The organism is Amycolatopsis magusensis (assembly GCF_017875555.1).
GTDB classification, from domain to species: domain Bacteria; phylum Actinomycetota; class Actinomycetes; order Mycobacteriales; family Pseudonocardiaceae; genus Amycolatopsis; species Amycolatopsis magusensis.
In genome coordinates, this window is the sequence record NZ_JAGGMS010000001.1 from 907,036 (window position 1) to 930,054 (window position 23,019).

At 69.7% G+C, this 23,019-nt stretch carries 23 protein-coding genes; 7 read left to right on the forward strand and 16 right to left on the reverse strand.

The features are described from left to right. Positions 1-58 precede the first annotated feature (58 nt). Positions 59-1,249, reverse strand: coding sequence for an RtcB family protein (locus JOM49_RS04305; protein ID WP_209663060.1), 1,191 nt, complete (start codon positions 1,247-1,249; stop codon positions 59-61). A 159-nt stretch (positions 1,250-1,408) separates the two neighbouring features. Here JOM49_RS04305 and JOM49_RS04310 point away from each other — a divergent pair, with 159 nt between their 5' ends. Next, the gene (locus JOM49_RS04310) at positions 1,409-2,473 is read left to right on the forward strand and encodes a hypothetical protein (RefSeq protein ID WP_209663061.1); all 1,065 of its coding nucleotides are present in this window, start codon (positions 1,409-1,411) and stop codon (positions 2,471-2,473) included. 58 nt (positions 2,474-2,531) lie between these two features. Here JOM49_RS04310 and JOM49_RS04315 read toward each other — a convergent pair whose 3' ends face one another. Together JOM49_RS04315 and JOM49_RS04320 are read right to left on the reverse strand one after the other, a co-directional pair. Next, positions 2,532-3,596, reverse strand: coding sequence for an aspartate-semialdehyde dehydrogenase (locus JOM49_RS04315; RefSeq protein ID WP_209663062.1), 1,065 nt, complete (start codon positions 3,594-3,596; stop codon positions 2,532-2,534). Positions 3,597-3,598: 2 nt separating this feature from the next. Further along, entirely contained in the window at positions 3,599-4,864 is a 1,266-nt protein-coding gene (locus JOM49_RS04320; RefSeq protein WP_209663063.1) for an aspartate kinase, read from the reverse strand. A 145-nt stretch (positions 4,865-5,009) separates the two neighbouring features. Here JOM49_RS04320 and JOM49_RS04325 point away from each other — a divergent pair, with 145 nt between their 5' ends. Next, a complete protein-coding gene (locus JOM49_RS04325) occupies positions 5,010-6,260 on the forward strand; it encodes a putative hexosyltransferase (protein WP_281068304.1) in 1,251 nt (416 codons plus the stop codon). Next, a complete protein-coding gene (locus JOM49_RS04330; protein WP_209663064.1) occupies positions 6,260-6,841 on the forward strand; it encodes a nitroreductase family protein in 582 nt (193 codons plus the stop codon). Before JOM49_RS04325 ends, JOM49_RS04330 begins: the two co-directional genes overlap by 1 nt. A 4-nt stretch (positions 6,842-6,845) precedes the next feature. On the opposite strand, the gene JOM49_RS04335 is transcribed toward JOM49_RS04330, so the two are convergent. Continuing rightward, a complete protein-coding gene (locus JOM49_RS04335) occupies positions 6,846-7,304 on the reverse strand; it encodes a hypothetical protein (RefSeq protein ID WP_438801120.1) in 459 nt (152 codons plus the stop codon). 231 nt (positions 7,305-7,535) lie between these two features. Between JOM49_RS04335 and leuA the strand changes: the two genes are divergently transcribed. Together leuA and JOM49_RS04345 are read left to right on the forward strand one after the other, a co-directional pair. Continuing rightward, entirely contained in the window at positions 7,536-9,320 is a 1,785-nt protein-coding gene (gene leuA / locus JOM49_RS04340; RefSeq protein ID WP_209663065.1) for a 2-isopropylmalate synthase, read from the forward strand. A 6-nt stretch (positions 9,321-9,326) separates the two neighbouring features. Then, positions 9,327-10,304: a helix-turn-helix transcriptional regulator gene (locus JOM49_RS04345; RefSeq protein WP_209663066.1), complete on the forward strand. Its 978-nt coding sequence runs from the start codon at positions 9,327-9,329 to the stop codon at positions 10,302-10,304. Between the two features lie 311 nt (positions 10,305-10,615). On the opposite strand, the gene JOM49_RS04350 is transcribed toward JOM49_RS04345, so the two are convergent. After that, a complete protein-coding gene (locus JOM49_RS04350; protein ID WP_209663067.1) occupies positions 10,616-11,533 on the reverse strand; it encodes an SDR family oxidoreductase in 918 nt (305 codons plus the stop codon). Positions 11,534-11,556: 23 nt separating this feature from the next. Further along, positions 11,557-12,537, reverse strand: a complete 981-nt coding sequence (locus tag JOM49_RS04355) for a LysR family transcriptional regulator (RefSeq protein WP_209663068.1) — start codon at positions 12,535-12,537, stop codon at positions 11,557-11,559. Positions 12,538-12,630: 93 nt separating this feature from the next. Here JOM49_RS04355 and JOM49_RS04360 point away from each other — a divergent pair, with 93 nt between their 5' ends. Beyond that, on the forward strand, positions 12,631-13,581 hold the full coding sequence (locus JOM49_RS04360) for an EamA family transporter (RefSeq protein ID WP_209663069.1): 951 nt from the start codon (positions 12,631-12,633) through the stop codon (positions 13,579-13,581). Here JOM49_RS04360 and JOM49_RS04365 read toward each other — a convergent pair. From JOM49_RS04365 to JOM49_RS04405, 9 genes are all read right to left on the reverse strand, one after another. After that, positions 13,492-14,133 carry an SDR family oxidoreductase gene (locus tag JOM49_RS04365; RefSeq protein ID WP_209663070.1) on the reverse strand — a complete coding sequence of 214 codons (642 nt, stop codon included), beginning with the start codon at positions 14,131-14,133 and terminating at the stop codon, positions 13,492-13,494. The genes JOM49_RS04360 and JOM49_RS04365 overlap by 90 nt on opposite strands. 68 nt (positions 14,134-14,201) lie before the next feature. Then, on the reverse strand, positions 14,202-15,323 hold the full coding sequence (locus JOM49_RS04370; protein WP_209663071.1) for an ABC transporter ATP-binding protein: 1,122 nt from the start codon (positions 15,321-15,323) through the stop codon (positions 14,202-14,204). Next, on the reverse strand, positions 15,320-16,318 hold the full coding sequence (locus tag JOM49_RS04375) for an ABC transporter ATP-binding protein (protein WP_209663072.1): 999 nt from the start codon (positions 16,316-16,318) through the stop codon (positions 15,320-15,322). The genes JOM49_RS04370 and JOM49_RS04375 overlap by 4 nt, the downstream gene beginning before the upstream one ends. A gap of 6 nt (positions 16,319-16,324) precedes the next feature. Beyond that, on the reverse strand, positions 16,325-17,254 hold the full coding sequence (locus tag JOM49_RS04380) for an ABC transporter permease (protein WP_209663073.1): 930 nt from the start codon (positions 17,252-17,254) through the stop codon (positions 16,325-16,327). Further along, entirely contained in the window at positions 17,251-18,255 is a 1,005-nt protein-coding gene (locus JOM49_RS04385; RefSeq protein WP_209663074.1) for an ABC transporter permease, read from the reverse strand. Before JOM49_RS04385 ends, JOM49_RS04380 begins: the two co-directional genes overlap by 4 nt. A 101-nt stretch (positions 18,256-18,356) precedes the next feature. Continuing rightward, complete coding sequence (locus tag JOM49_RS04390; RefSeq protein ID WP_209663075.1) at positions 18,357-20,021, reverse strand: ABC transporter substrate-binding protein; 1,665 nt, start codon at positions 20,019-20,021, stop codon at positions 18,357-18,359. Between the two features lie 158 nt (positions 20,022-20,179). Next, on the reverse strand, positions 20,180-20,767 hold the full coding sequence (locus JOM49_RS04395; protein ID WP_308158645.1) for a uridine kinase family protein: 588 nt from the start codon (positions 20,765-20,767) through the stop codon (positions 20,180-20,182). Between the two features lie 11 nt (positions 20,768-20,778). Beyond that, positions 20,779-21,375 carry a recombination mediator RecR gene (gene recR, locus JOM49_RS04400; RefSeq protein ID WP_209663076.1) on the reverse strand — a complete coding sequence of 199 codons (597 nt, stop codon included), beginning with the start codon at positions 21,373-21,375 and terminating at the stop codon, positions 20,779-20,781. Positions 21,376-21,384: 9 nt separating this feature from the next. Beyond that, positions 21,385-21,753, reverse strand: coding sequence for a YbaB/EbfC family nucleoid-associated protein (locus tag JOM49_RS04405; protein WP_209663077.1), 369 nt, complete (start codon positions 21,751-21,753; stop codon positions 21,385-21,387). Between the two features lie 109 nt (positions 21,754-21,862). Between JOM49_RS04405 and JOM49_RS04410 the strand changes: the two genes are divergently transcribed. After that, the gene (locus JOM49_RS04410; protein ID WP_209670792.1) at positions 21,863-22,657 is read left to right on the forward strand and encodes an N-acetylmuramoyl-L-alanine amidase; all 795 of its coding nucleotides are present in this window, start codon (positions 21,863-21,865) and stop codon (positions 22,655-22,657) included. Here the strand turns inward: JOM49_RS04410 and JOM49_RS04415 are convergent. Further along, a complete protein-coding gene (locus JOM49_RS04415) occupies positions 22,642-23,019 on the reverse strand; it encodes a winged helix-turn-helix transcriptional regulator (RefSeq protein ID WP_282770680.1) in 378 nt (125 codons plus the stop codon). The two genes, JOM49_RS04410 and JOM49_RS04415, sit on opposite strands and share 16 nt — an antisense overlap.

The following is a 23,019-nucleotide window of genomic DNA, read 5'->3' on the forward strand; positions in this document are numbered from 1 at the left end:
GTAATTGCGTGCGTGCGCACATACTGAGCGATGTGCGCACGCACGACGTACCAGGCGCTCAACCCTTGACGCAGACGACCTGCTTCAGGTGGGCGACGACCTCCACCAGGTCCGACTGGGCCGCGATGACCGAGTCGATGTCCTTGTAGGCGGCCGGGATCTCGTCCACCACACCCGAGTCCTTGCGGCATTCGACGCCGTCGGTCTGGGCGGCGAGGTCCGCGGCGGTGTACAGCTTCTTCGCCTTGGTCCGCGACATCCGCCGCCCGGCGCCGTGGGAAGCCGACTGGAAGGAGTCCGCGTTCCCCAGCCCGCGCACGATGTACGAACCGGTCCCCATGCTGCCCGGGATGATCCCCAGATCCCCCGAACCCGCCCGGATCGCGCCCTTCCGCGTCACGAGCAGCTCGACACCGTCGTACGTCTCCTCCGAAACGTAGTTGTGATGGCAGGAGATCGCGTCGTCGAAAGTCGTCTGCGGCACCTCGTCCTTGAGCGCTTGCTTCACCAGTGCGACCATCGTCGCCCGGTTCCGCGCGGCGTAGTCCTGCGCCCAGAACAAATCACGCCGATACGCCTGCATTTCCGGCGTCCCCGCGACGAAAACGGCCAGATCGCGGTCCGGCAGGTCGGCGTTGTGCGGCAGTTTGCGCGCCACGCCCATGTGCCGCTCCGCCAGTTCCTTGCCGATGTTGCGCGAACCCGAATGCAGCATCAGCCACACCCGCCCCTCGTCCGCGCCACCCTGCTCCAGGCAGACCTCGATGAAGTGGTTCCCGCCGCCGAGGCTGCCGACCTGCCGGTGCGCGCGCTCGCGCAGGTCCTGCACGCCGGCGTGCAGCTCGCCGAAGCGGTTCCAGAACTCCGACCACCCGCCGACTCCGTGCACCCGCGCGGGGTTCACCGGGTTGCGGTGCATGCCGAAGCCGACCGGCACCGCGGACTCGATGCGCCGCCGCAGCTTGCCGAGGTCGTCGGGCAGGTCGGCCGCGGTCAGCGAGGTGCGCACGGCGCTCATGCCGCAGCCGATGTCGACCCCGACCGCCGCCGGGGACACCGCGTCGCGCATCGCGATCACACTGCCGACGGTGGCGCCCTTCCCGTAGTGCACGTCGGGCATCACCGCGACCCCGTGCACCCACGGCAGGTTCGCGACGTTGTGGAGTTGGCGCATCGCCTGCTCTTCGACCGAACGCGGGTCCGCCCACATCCGGATCGGCACGCGTGCGCCGTCCACCGCGGTGTACATGGCTGTTTCCTTTCCCCAGGAAATTCCGACCAACCCAGAATCACCCGTTCGGCCGTTCAGCTCAACCGTTTTTACTCCGGTGACGCAGGTCACATCCGGCCAACAATACCCTGGTGAGCTGCGATAAAGGCGCGACCTAACCGAAGACTGGAGCACGCCTTGTCCCTGCTGTCCCTCCCCCGTGAAATCCGGCTCATGCGCGCGCTGTCGAAGGAGGCCAAACGCCGCGGCATCAGCTATGACGAACTCAGCGCCACCATCAGCACCGAGGAACTCGTTCTCCTGGAAGGGAAACAGCCGGACGTGCGGCGGTGGGGCCTGTTCCCGGACGAGGAGATCACCGTGGCGGCACCGGAAAGCCGCACGGTGGCGGCGGTCAGAGCCGGGGACTGGAGACCGGCCGCGGCGGCGCTGGCCGAGCGCACCGACTGGGACCGGCGCGCGGCCGAGGTGGAAGCGCTGGCCGAGGTGGCGGCGGAGGACAACAGTTGGCTGAGAACCTGGCGGGCCCAGGCGCCGGGGGACGTCAACGCGCTGGTGGTGCAGGCGCAGGCGCTCGTCCGGCTCGCCTGGAACCGCCGCGGTTCGGCCCGCGCCTCGGACACCTCACCCGAGCAGTTCGCCGCTTTCCGCCGGGCGCTCATCGACGCGCACAAAGCCGCGGAACTGGCGTGCGACGCGGTCCCCGAGGACCCCACGCCGTGGCTGAGCCTGGTCACCATGGCCCGCGGGCTCCAGGTCGGGCACGAACGCTTCCGGCAGTGGTGGGCCGGGTTGGTCGCGCGCGCCCCCGCCCACCGCGCCGGGCACGACCAGGCGCTGCAGTACTGGTGCGCGAAGTGGGCCGGCTCCGACGAGCAGATGTTCGGCTTCGCCGAAGCGGCCGCCGCGAACCACCCGGCGCTGTCGTCCCTGCCGCTGCAGGCCGCCTACGAAGCTTCGACGAAGAACCCGAAGGTCTGGCTGGACCGCCGCATCCACCAGCAGACCGACGCGCTGCTCGCCTGGCTGTCCGGCGACGGCGCCACGAGCCCGTACGCCCGCACCGATCGCAGCATCGCCGCGCTCGTGCTGCTCGAGACCAAACGCTACGACCAGGCCGTGGAGCAGTTCCGCCACGTCGGCCGCCACGCCGACGCGTGGATCTGGCACGACGACGAGTTCCCCCGCCTGAAGTTCCTGCTCGCCCGCGGCGAAGCCTGCCGCCGGGCCCGACGCCCCTGATCCGGGCGCGGAAAAGGCCGTGGGTGAGGGGCACCCACGGCCTTCCCAGACGAACCGGTCAGCCCAGTTGCGGAGCGAGCGTTTCCGCGATCTCGTAGGTGTTCAGCGCCGCGCCCTTGCGCAGGTTGTCCCCGCACACGAAGAAGTCCAGCGTGTTCGGGAAGTCCAGCGCCTGGCGCACCCGGCCGACGTAGGTCGGGTCCTCGCCGACGACCTCGGCGGGCGTCGGGAACACGCCGTTCTCCGGGTCGTCCACCAGCACGATGGTCGGCTGCGCTTCGAGCACCTTGTGCGCTTCCTCCACGGTGACCTCGCGCGCGAAGGTGGCGTGCACGGCCAGCGAATGCGTGGTGACCACCGGGACGCGCACGCAGGTCGCCGAGACCTTCAGGTCCGGGATGCCCAGGATCTTGCGGGATTCGTTGCGCACCTTGAGTTCTTCGGAGTACCAGCCGTCGCCCTTGTAGGAACCGGCCGAGGGCACCACGTTGAACGCCAGCGGCGCCGGGAATGGGGAGTCCGAAATGGACAGACCGGCCGCCTCCAGCGTCCGGCGCACGTCACCGGCGGACACCCCGACCGGCTTGCCCGCGACCGCTTCGAGTTCGGCGTACAGCCGGTCGACGCCTTCCTTGCCCGCACCGGAAACCGCCTGGTACGAGGCCACCACGAGTTCCTTCAGCTCGAACTCGCGGTGCAGCGCGCCCAGCGCCGCCATCATCGACAGCGTGGTGCAGTTCGGGTTCGCGATGATGCCGCGCGGGCGCTCGCCGACCTTGTCCGCGTTGACCTCGGGGACCACCAGCGGCACGTCGTCGTCCATCCGGAAGGCGCCGGAGTTGTCCACGGCCACCGCGCCACGGGCCGCCGCGACCGGCGCCCATTCCGCGGAGATTTCGTCGGGCACGTCGAACATCGCCACGTCGACGCCGTCGAAGGCTTCCGCGGTCAGCTCGATGACGGTCAGCTCCTCGCCGCGAACGGTGAGCTTCTTGCCCGCCGAGCGCGCCGACGCGATCAGCCGGATTTCGCCCCACGGCACGGTTTCCCGGTTGTTGATGATGTCGATCATCACGGTGCCCACCGCGCCGGTGGCACCGACCAGAGCCAGAACAGGAGCCATTTCTATCGACCACTTCCCGCGTAGACGACGGCTTCTTCGTCGCCGCCCAGTTCGAATGCGTCATGGATGGCGCGCACCGCGTCGTCGAGCTGCGCGTCCCGGATCAGCACGGAGATGCGGATCTCGGAGGTGTTGATGATCTCGATGTTCACCCCGACCTTGGACAGGGCTTCGCAGAAGGTGGCGGTGACCCCGGGGTGCGAGCGCATGCCGGCGCCGACCAGGGAGACCTTGCCGACGTGGTCGTCGTAGAGCACCGAGGAGAAGCCCAGCTCCTCCTTGATCTTCTCCAGCGACGCGACCGCCTTGGGGCCGTTGGCCTTCGACAGCGTGAAGGTGATGTCCGTGCGCCCCGACGAGGTGTTGGAGACGTTCTGCAGCACCATGTCGATGTCGATCTCGGCGTCGGCGATCACCCGGAAGATCCGGGCGGCGGCACCGGCGTGGTCCGGCACCCCGGTCACCGTGATCTTGGCTTCGGAGCGGTCGTGCGCCACACCGGTGATCAACGCTTGTTCCACGGGGATCTCCTCGATCGATCCGGTCACCGTCGTGCCCGGCTTGTCACTGTAGGAAGAACGGACTCGGATCGGCACGCCGTAGCGCCGCGCGTACTCCACCGACCGCAGGTGCAGGATCTTCGAGCCGCTCGCCGCGAGCTCCAGCATTTCCTCGTACGGCACGGAATCCAGCTTGCGCGCGTCCGGCACGATGCGGGGGTCGGCCGAGTACACACCGTCCACATCGGAGTAGATCTCGCACACGTCGGCGTTGAGCGCCGCGGCCAGCGCCACCGCGGTGGTGTCCGAGCCACCGCGGCCGAGCGTGGTGATGTCCTTGGTGTCCTGCGCCACGCCCTGGAACCCGGCGACCAGCGCGACGTAACCCTGTTCCAGTGCTTCGCTGACCCGGCTCGGGGTGACGTCGATGATCCGCGCGTTGCCGTGCACGGCCGTGGTCACCACCCCCGCCTGCGATCCGGTGAACGACCAGGCCTGCGCGCCCTGGGCGGAGATGGCCATCGCGACCAGCGCGTTGGAGATGCGCTCACCCGCGGTGAGCAGCATGTCCATCTCCCGCTCCGGCGGAACCGGGTTCACCTGCTGGGCCAGGTCGAGCAGTTCGTCGGTGGTGTCGCCCATCGCCGAGCAGACCACCACCACCTCGTTCCCGGCCTTTTTCGTGGCCACGATCCGCTCGGCCACGCGCTTGATCCGATCAGCGCTCTCCAACGACGATCCGCCGTACTTCTGGACTACGAGCGCCACGGCCCGAACCTCCTCGCCGAGCGGGCGCCGAGCCCGCTCCATCGAATTCGACTCAGTCGGTGAGCCTACCGGGATCGGGCCGTCCGGGCGTGCCGTCGTGTGGCCGCGACCACTGCGAATGGCCTGCTCGACTAGGCTGTCCGGCGTGTCCAGCACATCGGTGACCGACCTCACCGGCGCGGCCGGGGCGGGCCGTGACGGGAATTCCGGCGGTGCGCATCACCGGCAGCCGGACGAACGCCGGGACGGGCTGCGCAGAGCGGGGTTCTTCCTCCTGCCGGCGATCCTCTTCCTCGCGGTGCGCCAGCTCGGGGTGCTGGTGCTGTCCGTCCTTTCCGGAGTGAACAACACCACAACCCACGACTCGCTGACGGCGTGGGACGGGCAGTGGTTCCTCGGCATCGCGCAGGGCGGTTACGCCGGCGTGCCGCCGGGTCTGGTGGACGCCTTCGGCCGCCGCAGCTTCGAGACCCCGCTCGCCTTCTTCCCCGGCTACCCCACCGCGGTGCGCTGGCTCACCGAGTTGACCGGCCTCGCGCTGCCCACGGCGGCTTTCCTCCTCAGCGGCTTCTTCGGCGTGGTGACCGCCTACGCGCTGATGAAGCTCGGCCGGATGATCCGCGGTGGCTCGGATCGGGTCGGCTACATCCTCGTGGTCCTCTTCGCGGCCTCGCCGATGGGCGTGGTGCTGTCGATGGCCTACTCGGAGTCGATGTTCTGCGCGGCTGCCGCGTGGGCCCTGGTCTTCGTGCTGGACCGGCAGTGGCTGGCCGCGGGCGCCTGCACCGCGGTGGCCGGGCTGGTGCGCCCGACCGCGGCGGCGGTGCTGCTCGCGGTCGGCGTCGCGGTGCTGCTGCACGTGGTCCGCAAGCGCGAGGTCTGGCACCCGCTGGCCGGGCTGCTGGTCGCGCCGGTCGGCCTGGTCGGCTACCTGACCTGGGTGGGCGTGCAGCTGCGCCCGCACGCCGGGTGGTTCGACCAACTGCAGGCGTGGACCGATCTGCAGCGGCGCGGGTGGGATTCGCGGTTCGACTGGGGCCAGGCCACGGTGACCTTCGCGGGCAAGGCGCTCGGCCGGTCGGGCAACGTGCTGGAGATCGCCACCATCGCGATCCTGGTGGCCGCGCTGGTGCTGGTGGTCATCGCGATCAAGCAGCGGCTGGAGCTGCCGCTGGTGCTCTACGGGGTCGGGGTGCTGCTGATGGACCTCGGTTCGAACGGGCTGATGAACTCCAAGGCGCGGCTGCTGGTGCCGGCGTTCACCCTGCTCATCCCGCTCGCGCTGGCGCTGGCGAAGCGCCGGACGTCGACCGTGGTGCTGACGCTGTGCGCGGCGGCCGTGGCCAGCGCGTGGTTCGGCGCGTATTCGCTGACGATTTGGCAGTATGCGATCTGATGAAGGACGCCGAGACGAGTGTGCCGGTCCACGACCTGATCCGGCGGCGGTGGAGCCCGCGGGCGCTGGACGAGACGGCCGTGGTGACCAGGGCGCAGCTGACCGCCCTGCTCGAGGCGGCGCGCTGGGCGCCGTCCTACGGCAACACCCAGCCCGCCCGGTACCTGGTCGGCTTTCGCGGGGACAAGACGTTCGAGGGCATCCTCGGCACGCTGAACTCGGGGAACCAGTCGTGGGCGCACCGCGCGGGGGCGTTGCTGATCGGCGCCGTGGTGACCGCGAACGACAAGGGCGACATCCCGTACGCCGAGTACGGACTGGGCCTGGCGAGCGAGAACCTGGTGCTGCAGGCGATCGCGGAAGGCCTGGTCGCGCACCAGATGGCCGGCTTCAACCCCCACCTGGTGCGGCGCGAGTTCGACCTGCCGGACGACGTGACTCCCCTGGTCGCCATCGCCGTCGGCACCTTGGGTGACCCGTCTCAACTGGAGGAGCGGCGCCGGGACCGCGAGACAGCCGCGAGGCGACGGGTGCCGCTGTCGGAATTCGCCTTCACCGAGACCTGGGGCCAGGCGTTCTAGCGGATCAGGCGCCACCCACGCGGCGGATGATCTTCGCCACCAGCGACGACACGATCAGCCAGAAGATCGCCGCGATGCCGTAGTTGACCAGCACCTGGGCCTTCGGGTCGGAGATGTTGGTGAACAGGTCGCCGAAGCCCAGCGCGAGCGGCTCCGCCCAGTCGCCGATGAACTGCGTGATGCCGTTGTCCGGGTTCGCGCCGCCGACCACCAGGATCACGTGCACGGCCAACACCAGCGCGAAGACCAGGCCGACCCAGCGCACGATCGCGGCCAGCAGGCCGACGATCCGCAGCCTGGTCGCACGCCGGTTCGCCCGGCGCTGCTCCTTGGCGGCCTCCTTCTGGAGCGCCTCCTCTTCGCGGAACATCTCCGCGCGCGCCGGCGTGCCGGCGACCGGGGGCAACGCCTGCGTCGGGGCCTCGTCGTGACCCTTCACCGGCTTCTCGGAGTGCTCACCCATGCCAGGCAGTTTCGCACGGCGACCGCACCGGGGGCTACTTGTGAGTAATGATCGCGGGTTTGTTCCCGAGCCGTGACCGTGGTTAAGCTGACCGGCGTGGCACGCGCTCTCCTGCTTCGCTGCCGCGACGGGGCCTGACCAGACCGGCTCCTCGTCGCGGGGCTTTGTGGTGCTGGCAAAACACCGCGCCGGTCGTTCCCCGAAGTCCGAAGCAGCAGGAGTAGCCAGATCATGAGCACGCCCGAAAAGCCCGCGGCCAGCCGGATTCGCAAGCCGTCCCGGCCCGCCCCGGCCGACCAGCCCCGGTGGAACCCCCAGCGCGGCACCTCCATGCCGGTGCACCGCTACCGCCCGTGGTTCGAACTGGTCGAGAACATCGACGTAGCCGACCGCACCTGGCCGGACCGCCGCATCGAGCGCGCGCCGCTGTGGTGCGCGGTCGACCTGCGTGACGGCAACCAGGCGCTGATCGACCCGATGTCGCCCGCCCGCAAGCGCAAGTTCTTCGAACTGCTGGTGCGCATGGGGTACAAGGAGATCGAGGTCGGTTTCCCGGCCGCCAGCCAGACCGACTTCGACTTCGTCCGCGAGATCATCGACGAAGGCGCCATCCCCGACGACGTGCACATCCAGGTGCTGACCCAGTGCCGCCCGGAGCTGATCGAGCGCACCTTCCAGGCGCTGGAGGGCGCCCCGCGCGCGATCGTCCACATCTACAACTCCACCTCGATCCTGCAGCGCCGCGTGGTCTTCCGCGAGGAGCGCGAGGGCATCAAGAAGATCGCGTTGCAGGCCGCGGAGCTGGTGGTCGAGTACGCGGCGAAGTACTCCGACACCGACTTCCGCTTCCAATACTCGCCGGAGTCCTACACCGGCACCGAGCTGTCCTACGCCGCCGAGGTGTGCAACGCGGTCACCGACATCTGGAAGCCGACCCCCGAGCGCCCGGCGATCCTGAACCTGCCCGCCACCGTCGAGATGGCCACGCCGAACGTCTACGCCGACTCGATCGAGTGGATGCACCGCAACCTGGAGCGCCGCGACTCGGTGATCCTGTCGCTGCACCCGCACAACGACCGCGGCACCGGCATCGCCGCCGCCGAGCTGGGGTACCAGGCGGGCGCGGACCGGATCGAAGGCTGCCTGTTCGGCAACGGCGAGCGCACCGGCAACGTGGACCTGGTCGCGCTGGGCATGAACCTGTACAGCCAGGGCATCGACCCGCAGATCGACTTCTCCGACATGGACGAGATCAAGCGCACGGTCGAGTACTGCAACCAGCTGCCGGTGCCCGAGCGCAGCCCGTGGGGCGGTGACCTGGTGTTCACCGCGTTCTCCGGCAGCCACCAGGACGCGATCAACAAGGGGCTGGACGCGCTGGGCAAGGCCGCCGAGAAGGCGGGCGTGCCGGTGGACGAGCACCCGTGGGAGGTCCCGTACCTGCCGATCGACCCGAAGGACGTCGGCCGCAACTACGAGGCCGTGATCCGGGTCAACTCGCAGTCCGGCAAGGGCGGCGTGGCCTACATCATGAAGAGCGAACACCAGCTGGACCTGCCGCGGCGGCTGCAGATCGAGTTCTCCAAGACCATCCAGCGGCACACCGACACCGCCGGTGGCGAGGTGAACCCGGCCACCATGTGGACCGCGTTCTCGGCCGAGTACCTGGAGCCGAAGGTGCCGCTGGAGCTGGTGCGCCAGCACGTCACCGACAACGGCGGCGGCGAGTACGAGATCGCCGCGACGGTCCGGGTGGACGGTGAGGAGCACGACATCACCGGCCGCGGCAACGGCCCGATCGCCTCGTTCTTCGACGCGCTGGCCGGGGTCGGCTTCGACCTGCGGCTGCTGGACTACAGCGAGCACACGCTCACCCCCGGTGACGACGCGAAGGCGGCGTCCTACATCGAATGCGCGATCGACGACCGCGTGTTCTGGGGCGTCGGCGTGGACCCGTCGATCGTCACGGCTTCGCTGCGGGCCGTGGTGTCCGCGGTGAACCGCTCGCACCGGTAGGCGGACGTGCGCGCCGAGCGGCTGGTCGCCCTGTTGTTCACCCTGCAACGCAAACGCGGGGCGACGGCGGCGGAACTGGCCGGCGAGCTCGGCGTGTCCGAGCGGACCATGCACCGCGACCTGGCCGCGCTCCGCGACGCCGGCGTTCCACTGTGGACCGAGCAGGGCCGCAACGGCGGGGTGCGCCTGGTCGACGGCTGGCGCGCCCGGCTCGACGGGCTGACCTCGCGGGAGGCCGTGGCGATCTTCGCCTTCGGCGTCCCGGAGGCGCTGGGCGCGCTGGGCCTGGGAACCGCGGTGTCGGCGGCGCACGCGAAGGTGTCGGCGAGCCTGCCGAAGGAGTTGCGTGAGCAGGCGGAACACGTGGCCGGGCGCTTCCACCTGGACGCGCCCGGCTGGTTCCGCGGCGAGGACCCGGCGGACTCGCTGGCCGCGGTGACGCGGGCGGTGTGGGAGTCGCGGCAGCTCCGGATCTCCTACCGGCGGCGGGACAAGCTCGCCGAACGCCTGCTCGAGCCGCTGGGTCTCGTGCTCAAAGCGGGGGTCTGGTACCTGGTCGCCCGCGTCCCGGAGGACGACGCGATCCGCACGTACCGGGTGGGCCGGATCGCTTCCGTGGAGCTGCTCGACCAGCGCTTCTCGCGGCCCGCGGACTTCGACCTGCCCGGTTGGTGGCGCCGGTCGTCGGCGGAGTTCGAGCGGTGGACCATGCACCTGGAGGTCACCCTACGGCTGAGCGCCCGGGCCTTCCGGCGGCTGCCACAGGTGCTGGGCCTGGAGTCGATGGGTTCGTCGCTGCTGGAACACCACCCTCTGGCGGACGGCTGGATCCAGGCGCGCTTGATGATGGAGACGGAGCACATCGCCGTCGGCCAGCTGATCTCTTTGGGGAGTGAGGTGGAGGTCCTTTCACCCGCCTCGGTCCGAGCGGCACTGGCAGAGGTCGGCGCCGCCATAGCCGCCCGAAACGCCCCACAGGAGTGACCTCGGTGTCACGAATGTGGCTTTTGAGACGCCAGACGTCTCGAAAGCCACATTCGTGACATGGCCGGTGGCTCCGCAGCCGACCACAGGCTCGCCCGGCCGAATGTTGGACTCGACTGCTCGAATGCGGGACTCGGCTACCTCAACGTGCGACTCACTTACGCGAATGTGGTGTTCGGCTACCCGAACGTGAGGTTCGGGTGCGACAACGTAGAACTCGGGTGCCCGAGTGTGGGGTTCGGGTGCCTGAACGTGGGGTTCGGGTGTGGGGGCACGGATGTGGCGGGTGGGCCACATCCGTGACCGTGGGGTTAGCGGTAGCCGGTGGGGTTGGCGGGTTTGCCGACGGATTCCACCTCGTTGATGTACCGCCAGGCGTCCGGGCGGCTGCCGTCGACGTCGTCGATGGAGTACAGCTGGGCCAGCTGGCCGCTGCTCACCGTCTTACCCGCGAAGCGGCCCCGGTCCGGGTCGGCGGCCAGGGCGGCGACGGTGCGACCCGCGAACGTCGGGGTTTCCGAGATGCAGAAGTGCGGGTGCTCGGCCGTCGCGTCCTGCCAGTTGGCTTCGGTGACGCCGAACGCCTCCAGCATCGCCTCCGAGCGCAGCCAGCCCGGGGTGAACCCGATCGCCGTGCAGTCGTACGGCTCCAGTTCCGCCGCCTGCCCGATCGCCAGCAGGTGCCCGTTCGCCTTCGCCAGGTAGTACGGCAGCGTGGCCCCCTTGCGGTAGTTCGCGTTGTACTCCTGCGTGCCGTCGGTCATCTCGACCACCAGCCCACCCGGCTGCCGGATCATCAGCGGCAGCAGGTGGTGGCTGGTGATCAGGTGCGAGTGCACGCCCAGCCGCAGCTGGTGCAGGCCCTTTTCCAGGTCGTGCTTCCAGATGGGCGTGTCCCACTCCAGGAACCCGTCACCGCCCCACAGGCCGTTGACCAGGATGTCCAGCTTCCCCTGCTCGCGGTCCACCCGCGCCGCCAGCTCGGCTACCTGCGTGCTCTCCAGGTGGTCCACCCGGACCGCGATCGCCTTGCCACCCGCGCGTTCCACCAGTTCCGCGGTGTCCTCGATGGACTCCGGGCGGTCCACTTCGGACCGCTGGGTCCTGGTGGTGCGACCCGTGACGTACACCGTCGCCCCCTCGCGGCCGAGTTCGACCGCGATGGCCCGGCTCGCGCCGCGGGTACCCCCGGCCACCAGCGCCACCTTGCCCGACAGTGCGCTTCCCATGCGTGCTCCGTTCTCGTCGTTCCTCAACGAGACCCAGCATCGGCCCGAACCATGACAGAACCTGGCATGGTTCCGGGAATTCGCCCAGAAGACCCGGAAGCTCCGGTCGTCGCGGCGACCTCGGCGTGCAGCGCGTCGAGCACGGCGGCCACCGCGGGACGGCTCGCCGCGCCCCTGCGCAGCACCACCTCGATGTGCCTGGCGGCGCGGATTCCGGCGAGCGGGCGCCGCAGCAGGCACTCGCCTGCCGAGCGGCTGATCGCGTACCGCGGCAGCAGGGCCACCCCGTGCCCGGCCCCGACCAGCGCCTCGATCACCCGGAAGTCGTTGATCCGCTGGAACACCGTGGGCTGCACCCCGGTCCGCACGGTCAGCGAGCGCAGCACGTCGTCCACCGGGAACCCGACGTCGACCCCGATCCAGCGCTCCCCCGCCAGGTCGGCGAGGTCGACGCGGTTCTCACCGCCGAGCCGGTGTCCCGGCGGCAGTGCCACGTCCAGCGGCTCCCGCAGCAGGTGGACCACGTCGTGCCGGTCGGACCCGAACGGCGGCGCGTGCTCGTCGCGGTGGGTCACCACGAGGTCGAAGTCGGCGACCAGGCCCGGCACCTCGGGCGGGGTCATGTCGATGTCGCGCACGTCCAGCTCGAGCCCGTCGAACTCGGCGACCCGGTGCAGCAGGCCCGGCAACAACATGAGTGCCCCCGACGGGAACATCGCCAGCCGGACCCGCCCGCGCGGCACGCTGCGGTAGGTGTCCAATTCGGACTCCGCCCGCTCCAGCGCGGCGAGTACCTCGTCGGCCCTGGCGACCAGCGCGCGGCCCGCGTCGGTGAGCCGGAGCCCGCGGCCCGCCGGTTCGGTCAGCGGCAGGCCGACCTCCGCCTGCAACGCCCGGAGCTGCTGCGAGACCGCCGACGGCGTGCAGTGCAACGCCCTGGCCGCCGCCGTCACGCTGCCCCGGTCGGCGAACTCGCGCAGGGTGCGCAAGCGTCCGATGTCCATGCCCAGAGACTAGAGCAATTCTGAAGACGCGCTTCAAGGTCATTGCAAATATTCTCGCTGGTCCTTCACGATCACGGGCTGCACAGTAGGGGCATGGCCCGCCGAGATCTGTTCACCGCGTTGCTGGTCGCCGTGCTCTGGGGCTGCAACTTCCTCGCCATCCACGCCCTGCTCGGGCACTTCCCGCCGCTGTTCGCGGGTGCCCTGCGGTTCGCCGTCATCGCCGTGCCGACGATCCTCTTCGTGCCGTGGCCGAAGGTGAAGCTGCGCTACCTGCTCGGCTACGGCCTCGGCTTCGGCACCGGCCAGTTCGCCTTCCTGTTCATCGCGATGGACATCGGCATGCCGACCGGGCTGGCGTCGCTGGTGTTGCAGGCCTCGGCGCCCTTCACCGTGCTTCTGGGGACGGTGTTCCTGCGCGAGAAGTTCAGCCGCCGCCAGACCGTCGGCATCGTCGTCGCGATGGGCGCGATGGCGGTGATCGCCGCGCAGCAGGCCGAGACGGCCGCGCTCCTGCCGGTGCTGCTCACCTTGCTGGCCGCGCTGAGCTGGGCGGTCGGCAACCTCAGCACGCGACGCGCCAAGCCGTCGAACGCGCTGCACTTCACGCTGTGGATGTCCGTGGTGCCGCCGCTGCCGATGCTCGCGTTGTCGATGCTGGTCGAAGGCCCTGGCGCCGGCTGGACTGCGCTCGCCACGATCGCCACCCCCACCGGCTGGACCTCGATGGCCGGGCTCGCCTACATCGTGCTCTTCGGCACCGTCGTCGGCTCCGGCCTGTGGACCCTGCTGATGCAGCGCTATCCGGCTGGCCGAGTCGCGCCGTTCTCGCTGCTGGTGCCGGTGGTCGGCATGTCGGGCGCGTTCGTGTTCCTCGGCGAGCGGCCGCACGCGATGGAGATCCTGGCGGGTGTGGTGCTGGTGGGCGGGGTGTTGCTGGGCTCGACCAGCGGATCAGCTGATCGACGCCAGCGCCGTGCCGAGCGGGACCTCGCCGCCGAGGACGTCGAACCCCCGGTTCTCCGTGAGCGGCTCGCTCAGTGACGCCACCAGCACCGCGGCCACGTCCTGCCGCGAGATCCGCCCGGGTTCGAGGTGCCCGGCGAGGCGGACCCGGCCGGTGAACGGGTCGTCGGTGAGCGTGCCGGGCCGGACCACCGTCCAGGTCAGGCTGGACCGGCGCAGGATGCTGTCCGAAGCCTGCTTGGCCAGCAGGAACGAGCGCACCAGCCGGTCGCCCTGGTCCGGGGAGTCGGCGAACTGCGCGGAGAGCTGGAGGAAGCGGACCACGCCCGCCTTCTCGGCCGCGCGGACCGCGGCGATGGCACCGTCGCGGTCGACCAGGTTCACCGCGGACGGGTCCGGATCGGCCGCCCCGGCGGTGTTGATCACCACGTCCGCCCCGGCGCAGGCGTCGACCAGCGCCTCCGGGAACGAGGCCAGGTCCGCGATCACCGGCTCGGCGCCGAGCGCGGCGGCTTCCTCGCCACGGCGTTTGCTGCGGACGCCCGCCCGCACCGTGTGACCCTGCCGCAGCAGCATCCGCACCACGTGGATCCCCGTCCGTCCGGACGCCCCCAGCACTGTGACCCGCATAACAGTGATGTTGCCATGAAAACGGCCCCACCGGCGGAAACCCGGTGGGGCCGTTATCGCAACAACCGCTACACGTCCATCGCCTCGACGACCGAGGCCACGTGCGGGACGTCGGGGTTCACGCCCGCGTCCACCTCGACCAGTTCCGGCGACACCTCGTGCGGCTTGATCCGGCCGTCGCGGATGTCTTCGGCCCAGTGGCAGGCCACCCGGTGACCGGTCGCCGCGCCTTCGAGAACCCGCAGCTGCGGGCGCTCGGTGTCGCACAGCGTTTCCTGCTTCCACGGGCACCGCGTGTGGAAGCGGCAGCCGGTCGGCGGGTTGGCCGGCGAGGGCAGGTCACCGGCGAGCAGGATCTGCTCCCGGCTGTCCTCCACCACCGGGTCCGGCACCGGGATCGCCGAGAGCAGCGCCCGGGTGTACGGGTGCAGCGGCTCCTCGTACAACGCGTCGGAGTCGGCCTCCTCCACCAGCGAACCCAGGTACATCACGCCGATCCGGTCGGAGATGTGCCGCACCACGGCCAGGTCGTGCGCGATCACCAGGTAGGTCAGCCCGAGGCGGTCCTGCAGCTCCTCCATCAGGTTGACCACCTGCGCCTGCACCGAGACGTCCAGTGCGGACACCGGCTCGTCGGCCACGATCAGGTCCGGCTCGACCGCCAGTGCCCGCGCGATGCCGATGCGCTGGCGCTGTCCCCCGGAGAACTCGTGCGGGTACTTCCGCAGCGAACTCTCCGGCAGGCCGACCGAGTTGAGCAGCTCGCGCAACCGCGCCGCGGTCTGCTCCTTGCCCTTGTCGAGCCCGTGCGCCCGCATGCCCTCGACCAGGATGGACTCCACCGACTGACGCGGGTCCAGGCTGGACAGCGGGTCCTGGAAGATCATCTGCATCCGCCGGCGCATCTTGCGCAGGTTCTCGCCCTTGAGCTTGGCCACGTCGGTGCCGTCGAAGACCACCGAACCGTCGGTCGGCTCGGTCAGCCGCAGCATCGCCCGCCCGAGGGTGGACTTGCCGCAGCCGGACTCGCCGACCAGGCCGTAGGTCTCCCCGCGCTCGATCGACAGGTCCACCCCGTCCACGGCGTAGACGTAACCGACGGTCTTGTCGATCACCACCCCGCGCTTGATCGGGAAGTGCACCTTCAGGCCCTCGACGCTGACCAGCACGTCTTTGTCGTTCTCGCTCATCGGGCTCCCTCCCCCGCGGCCGCCTTCGGCAGCGCCACCGGGTTGTGGCAGCGCAGCAGCCCGGCGCCGTCCGGCTCCAGCGCCGGGGTCACCTGGCGGCAGGTGTCCAGCGCGTTCGGGCAGCGGGGTGCGAAGGCGCACCCACCGTCCCACGGAATGTTGTCGGCCACCGAACCGCGGATCGGGACCAGTTTCTCCCCGCGCCCGGCGTCCAGCCGCGGGATGGAAGCGAGCAGCCCGTGGGTGTACGGGTGCCGCGGCTCGGCGAACAGCGCGTGCCGCTCGGCCCGTTCCACGATCTTGCCGCCGTAGAGCACGTTCACCTCGTCGCAGAGACCAGCCACCACCCCGAGGTCGTGCGTGATCATGATCAGCGCGGTGCCGGTGTCGCGCACCAGTTCCTGCAGCAGCGCCAGGATCTGCGCCTGGATGGTCACGTCGAGCGCGGTGGTCGGCTCGTCGGCGATGAGCAGCCGCGGCCGGCAGGCCAGCGCGATCGCGATCAGCGCCCGCTGCCGCATCCCGCCGGAGAGCTGGTGCGGGTACTCGGTCAGGCGCCGGGTCGGGTCCGGGATGCCGACCTTGGCCAGCAGGTCACCGGCCTCGACCATGGCCGCCTTGCGGGACATGCCGCGGTGGCGTTCGAGCACCTCGGTGACCTGGATGCCGATCGGGATCACCGGGTTCAGCGAGGACAGCGGGTCCTGGAAGACCATGCCCAGGTCCCGGCCACGCCGGTCCCGCATCTCGCCCTCGCCCAGTTTGAGCAGGTCGGTGCCCTCGAACTTGACCGAGCCGGTGACCTTGTTGCCGCGCTTGGCCAGCAACCGCATGATCGCCAGCGAGGTCACCGACTTGCCGCAGCCGGACTCGCCGACCAGCCCGACCGTCTGGCCGGGTTCGACGTCGAAGCTGACCTCGTCCACCGCGGTGAACGGCCGCTCGCCCTTGCGCTGGAAGACGACCTTCAGGTCGCGTACTTCGAGCAGAGCCATGTCATCTCACCGCCTGTTCTTCGGGTCGAGTGCCTCGCGCATGGACTCCCCGAGCAGGGTGAAGCCCAGCGCCACGATGATGATCGCGATGGCCGGGTAGAAGGCCAGTTCCGGGCGGATGTCCAGGAACTGCCTGGCCGCCTTGCCCAGCATCAGGCCCCACTCCGCACGGGTCGGGTCCGGGTCGCCGAGGCCGAGGAACGACAGCGCCGCCGCCTCGATGATCGAGGTGGCCAGCGTCAGCGTGGCCTGCACGATGACCGGGCCCAGCGAGTTCGGCAGCATGTGCCGCAGCACGATGGTGTGCCGCTTGACGCCGAGCGAGGTCGCCGCCAGCACGTGGTCGCTGGAGCGCTGCGCGAGCATGGTGCCGCGCAGGAGCCTGGCGAAGATCGGCACGCTCACCATGGCGACCGCGATGATCACCGTCCACTGGCTCGGCTTCGCCGCCAGCGCGGCGATCGAGATGGCCAGCAGCAGGCTCGGGATGGACAGCATGACGTCCACCAGGCGCATCAGCACGGTGTCGACCCAGCCGCCGAACGCACCCGCGATCCCGCCGATGATCATGCCGATGACCAGGCCGATCAGCGTGGCCATCACGCCGACGAGCAGGGTCTGCTGCGCGCCGACGAGCATCCGGGAGAGCAGGTCGCGGCCGAAGTCGTCGACACCGAGCGGGAAGCCGGACTGCGGACCGGGGATGATCCCCTGGCCCAGCGCCACTTCGCTCTGCAGGTACCGCTCGTACGGGTCCTTCGGCGTGAGCAGCGGCGCGAACGCCGCCAGCAGGACGAACAACCCGGTGATCACCGCGCCGGTGATCGCCACCGGGCTGCGCGACATCCGGCGGATGGCCTGCTGCGCCAGGCTGTGCCCGGCGGTGGCGGCGAGGTCGTCGACCTTGTCCTTCTTGCGGGACAACATGTTGGTCATCGCACACGCACCCTCGGGTCGATGATGCCGTAGGAGATGTCGACCAGCATGTTCACCAGCACGTAGACCACCGCGCCGAGCAGGATCAGCGCCTGCAGCCGCGGGTAGTCACGCCGCTCGATGCCCTCGGCCAGCAGCGAACCGATGCCGTTGAGGTTGAACACCCGCTCGGTCAGCACGGCACCGCCGAGCAGCAGGCCGGTCTGCAGGCCGATCGTGGTGGCCACCGGCAGCAGCGCGTTGCGCAGCACGTGCCGGCGGCGGATGGTCGGCCCGGCGAGCCCCTTGGACTGGGCGGTGCGGATGAAGTCCTCGTTCAGGACGTCGAGCACCGAGGCACGGGTGATGCGGACGATCACCGCCAGCGGGATCGTGGCCAGCGCCGCGGCGGGCAGCACCAGGTGCACGATCGCGTCCCAGGACGCGTCCCACTCCTGGGTCAGCAGCCCGTCGAGCACGGCGAAGCCGGTCACGTCGGTGGCGCCGATCAGCGTGTCCTGCCGTCCGCCGACCGGGAACAGGCCCAGTTGCTCGGCGAAGACGAACTGCAGCAGGTAACCGAGGAAGAACACCGGCACGGCGACCCCGACCAGGGTGGCCATGATCGTGGCGTTGTCCAGGAAACCACCGCGGAAACGGGCGGCGATGTAGCCGAGCGGGATGCCGAGGCCGACCGCGAGGATCAGCGCGGCGATGGACAGCTCGAGGGTCGCGGGGAGCGCGAACCCGATCTCGGAGAGCACGGGCTGGGTGGAGATCAGCGAGTTGCCGAAGTCACCGGTGAGCACGCGGCCGAGGAACTTGAAGTACTGGATGAAGATCGGCTGGTCGAGGCCGAGGATCTGGTTCAGCTCGGCGATCTTCTCGGGGGTGGCCTTGTCGCCGAGCAACGCGCCCGCCGGTCCGCCGGGGAGTGCGCGGAGCCAGGCGAAGACAAGGATGGACAGGATCAACAGCGTCGGGATCGCTTGTAGCAACCGACGCACGATGAATCGGAGCATGGGAAGGAGGTCTCTCTTGATAGCCCAGGTGGTGGCGGGCCAAGGGGCGGGACGCAGAATACGCGTCCCGCCCCTGGTCGGCTAGGTGTAGCAGGCTCGGGCTATCCGAGGCTCACCGTGTTGAAGCGCTCGTCGGTGAGCGGGCTGGGCACCATGCCCTGCACCTTCGGCCCGACGACCAGCGCCGGGGTCGGGTACGCGATCGGGACCGCGGGCAGGAACTCCATGATCTGCTTGTTCACGCCCTGGTAGGCCTGGGCGTGCGGGCCGTCGCCCTGGGTGCCGTCGGCGGCCGCCAGCGCCTGGAACAGCTGGTCGTTCTTGAACCCGAACTCCGGCTTCTCGCGGCCGAAGAAGGTCCCGACGAAGTTACCGGCGTCGTTGTAGTCACCGGTCCAGCCCAGCAGGTGCAGGTCGTGCTTGCCGTGCTTCTGCACGTCGTCCTTGTACCCGCCGTTCCACGGCTTGGCGATCGGCTCGATGTTGATGCCGATGGCCTTGAGGTCCTCGGAGATCGAGGTGAAGGTGTCCGCCGGGTTCGGCATGTACGGCCGGGTGACCTCGGTCGGGTAGTAGAACTTCAGCGACAGGCCCTCGGCGCCGGCTTCCTTGAGCAGCTGCTTGGCCTTCTCCGGGTCGTACGCGTACTTCGGCACGTCCTCGGTGTAACCGGCGATCGCCTTGGGCACGAACTCGGTCGCGACCTCGGAACCCTCGGCCAGCTTGCTCTTCACGAACTGCTCGCGGTTGATGCCGTAGGCCAGCGCCTGGCGCACCTTCACGTCGGCCAGCTTCGGGTTGCCCGACTGGTTGATGCCCAGGTAGAGCACGTTGAACGAGGGGCGGATCAGCACGTTCTGACCCTCGTTGCGCAGCAGCTGGTAGTCCGCGGGCGCCGGGTAGTCGAAGCCCTGGATGTCACCGGCCTTGAGCGCCTGCTTGCGCCCGTTCTCGTCCTTGATCACCTTGAAGATGAGCTTGTCGAGCTTGGCCTTTTCCCAGTGGGCGTCGTTGCGGACCAGGGTGATCTCGCCCTTGCCCTGGTCGTAGCCCTCGAACTTGAACGGACCGGTGCCGGTCGGGTGCAGGTTCGCGTAGTCGCTGTAGGAGAAGGAGTCGCCGGTCTGGGTGACCTGGTCGGCGTTGTACTTCTTCAGCGCGTCCGGGCTGGAGATCGACAGCGACGGCAGGGTGAACGCGGCCGGGAAGGCACCCTTCGCCTTGTTCAGGTTCAGAACGGCGGTCGAGTCGTCCTTGGCTTCGCAGTTCTTGTAGACCGGGTCGCCGGCGGCGTCGCCCTCGTTGGCCGCGAAGCCCTCGAACACGTCGCCGTAGTAGATCATCTGGCTCTGGGCCGCCTGGCCCTTCATGTTGAACCAGCGGTCGAAGTTGAAGCAGACGGCCGCGGCGTTGAACGGGGTGCCGTCGTGGAAGGTCACGCCCTTGCGCAGGTTGAACGTCCAGGTCTTGCCCTCGTTGCTGGACTCCCACTTCTCCGCGAGCGAGCCGACGACCTCGGCGGTACCCGGCTTGTTCTGCAGCAGCGTGTCGTACATCTGCCGGGTGATGCGGAAGGTCTCGCCCTCGTCGTTGAAGACGGGATCGAACATCTTCGGGTTGCCGGCGGCTCCGAAGATGAACGTGCCTGCGTTGTCGGCCCCGGCGTCACGCTGGGATTCGGCACAGGCGGTCACAGAGAGCGCGAGCGCACCGGATAGCCCGATCAGGGCGATTCGACGCGTTCGAGCGCCTCGCGATTGGAGCATGTTGGCACCCCTTGGACATTCTCAGATCGGACCGCCCGGTTATCGGACAGCCGGGCGGCGCATTGGTTGGTGGCCGACACTAGTCGGTTATCGGGCGCTCACTTAAGCACTCGAGGTTACGATCGCGCTACGTGAGTGACACCGTCGGCGCATTGCGCTCACGAATAATGACTGTGCGTGGCGAATTTCGGCGCCACTGGTACGAACGGACGCACCGCGTTGGACTCGATGCGCACCGTCGCGGCGGCCGCCGTGCGGTCGGCGAGGAACCAGCCGAGTTCGAAGTCCTGCCATTCGCGCAGGTGCTTTCGCTCCCTTTCCCCGTCGCGGGAAACGGCGCGTTCCAGCCGGGTGGCCTGGTCCAGACCATCGAGCCAGGCCAAGCACGTTAGGTGAGCACGCACCGAGGCCCGGCCCGCGGAAACGCCCTCGAGCACCAGGACCTCGGGTACACGCACAGTGATCGACTCACCCGGGACGGGGATGCCGGAGGTCCAGTCCATCCGGCGATAGGCACCGCCGCGGCCGCGCGCGAGCGGCCGGAGCACACCGGCGCGCAGGCGGGGCCACCAGGACACCGGATCGTCCCAGGTGGCGAATTCGTCGGTGCCGATGCCGAGCGCGTCGACCCCGCGCTCGGTGAATTCGGTGAGCAGGTTGCCCGCCAGCGTGGTCTTGCCCGCGCCGGACGGCCCGTCGACGGCGACCAGCCGGACGCCGCCGAGCGCGGGCCGCCCCGCGAGCACCCGCTCGACGATCACAGGGCGCGGCGGCCCGACAGCGCGCGGCCCAGGGTCAGTTCGTCGGCGAACTCCAGGTCGCCGCCCATCGGCAGGCCCGAAGCCAGCCGGGTGACCGACAGCCCGGGGAAGTCGCGCAGCATCCGGACCAGGTAGGTCGCGGTGGCCTCGCCCTCGGTGTTCGGATCGGTGGCGATGATGACCTCCGTGACCTCCTCGCCGCCGATGCGGGCCAGCAGCTCACGGATGCGCAACTGGTCCGGGCCGATGCCGGACAACGGGTCGAGCGAGCCGCCGAGCACGTGGTAGCGGCCCTTGAACTCGCGGGTGCGTTCCACCGCGAGCACGTCCTTCGGCTCCTCGACCACGCAGATCAGCGAGAGGTCGCGGCGGACGTCCCGGCAGATGCGGCAGTTCGCCTGCTCGGAGACGTTGCCGCAGATCTCGCAGAACTGCACGCCCTCCTTGACCTTGCCCAGGACCTCCTGCAGCCTGCCGATGTCCACCGGGTCGGCGCCGAGCAGGTGGAAGGCGATGCGCTGGGCGCTCTTCGGCCCGACCCCCGGCAGCCGCCCGAGCTCGTCGATGAGGTCCTGGACCACCCCTTCGTACAAGGTGACGCCTTACTGACCGGGCAGCCCGGGCAGGCCGAGACCACCCAGGTCCGGCATGCCGCCGCCACCGAGACCGCCGGCGAGCGGGCCGAGCTTCTCCTCGGTGAGCTTCTGCGCGTTGGCCGTGGCGTCGCGGACGGCGGCGACCACCAGGTCGGCCAGGGTCTCGGTGTCCTCGGGGTCGACCACCTTGGGGTCGATGGTCAGGCTCTTCAGCTCGAGACCGCCGCTGACCACCGCGGTCACCAGTCCACCGCCCGCGGTGCCGGTGACCTCGGCCTTCGCCAGTTCGTCCTGCGCGCTGACCAGCTGCTCCTGCATCTTCTGCGCCTGCTGCAGGATCTGCTGCATGTCGAAGCCGCCGCCGGGTTGCACCATTCGTCCGTCCGATCGCTAGCTCGGGTGAGTACGCCTACCTCCAGCCTAGCCGGGGCCACCGGTGTGACACGGTGTCGGTGTGATTCGACGGGCGCTGGCCGTGACGGTGATGGTGCTGGTGGCCGGCTGCTCGGCGGAAACACCCCCTGCGGCCCCGGTGAGTTCGGTTACGCCGGTTACGCCGCCGGTTGCCCCGCCGCCGGTGGTTTCGCCGTCGTCCGCGGCACCGCCGGTGACCAGCACGCCCGCTGCCGAAGCGCCGGTGGTCGTGCTCGACCCGGGGCACAACGGCGGCAACGCGGCCAACCCGGCGGCGATCAACCGCAAGGTGCCCGCCGGGCGCGGCCGGACCAAGCCCTGCAACACCACCGGCACCACCACGAACGACGGTTACGCCGAGCACGCGTTCACCTTCGACGTGGCGCAGCGGGCCGGGAAACTGTTGGCGGACAAAGGAATCCGCGTGGTGTTCACCCGGGACGACGACACCTCGGTCGGGCCGTGCGTGGACAAGCGCGCGGAGATCGGCAACTCGGCGCAGGCCGCGGCGGTGGTCTCCATCCACGCGGACGGCAACAACTCGCCCGGCGCGAACGGCTTCCACATCGCCTACTCGGCGCCGCCGTTGAACGACGCGCAGGGTGAACCGGCGGCGAAACTGACCCGGTCGCTGCGGGATTCCTTGCGGGAGAACGGATTCCGCTACTCCGACTACCTCGGCGAAGAGGGACTCTCGGCGCGCGAGGACCTGGCGGGACTGAACCTGTCCGAACGCCCGGCGGCCCTCGTCGAATGCGGGAACATGCGCAACGCCACCGAAGCCGCGCGAATGTCCACAGCGGACGGTCGGCAGCAGTACGCGGCGGGCATCGCCGGTGGGATCCTGAGTTACCTGGGCGCCTGAGCGTCGAAGCGCTCCTGCGCGTCGACCACCGCTTCGCCGCAGCTCTCCGCCCACTTGGTGAGCACGGCGATCGGCTCCACCAGCGTGCTGCCGAGGTCGGTGAGCCGGTACTCCACGCGCGGCGGCACCTCGGCGAACACCTCGCGCTCGACCAGCCCGTGCCGTTCGAGGCGGCGCAGGGTCTGGGTGAGCATCTTCTTCGAGATGCCGCCGATGAGCCCGATCAGGTCGCCGTGCCGCCGCGGGCCGCGGCTGAGGGCGAAGACGACCACCACCGCCCACTTGTCGGCGATGATCTCCACGGCCAGCCTGGCCGGGCAGTCGGCGAGGAAAACATCGGCTCCACCAGCGAAGTCACCCAC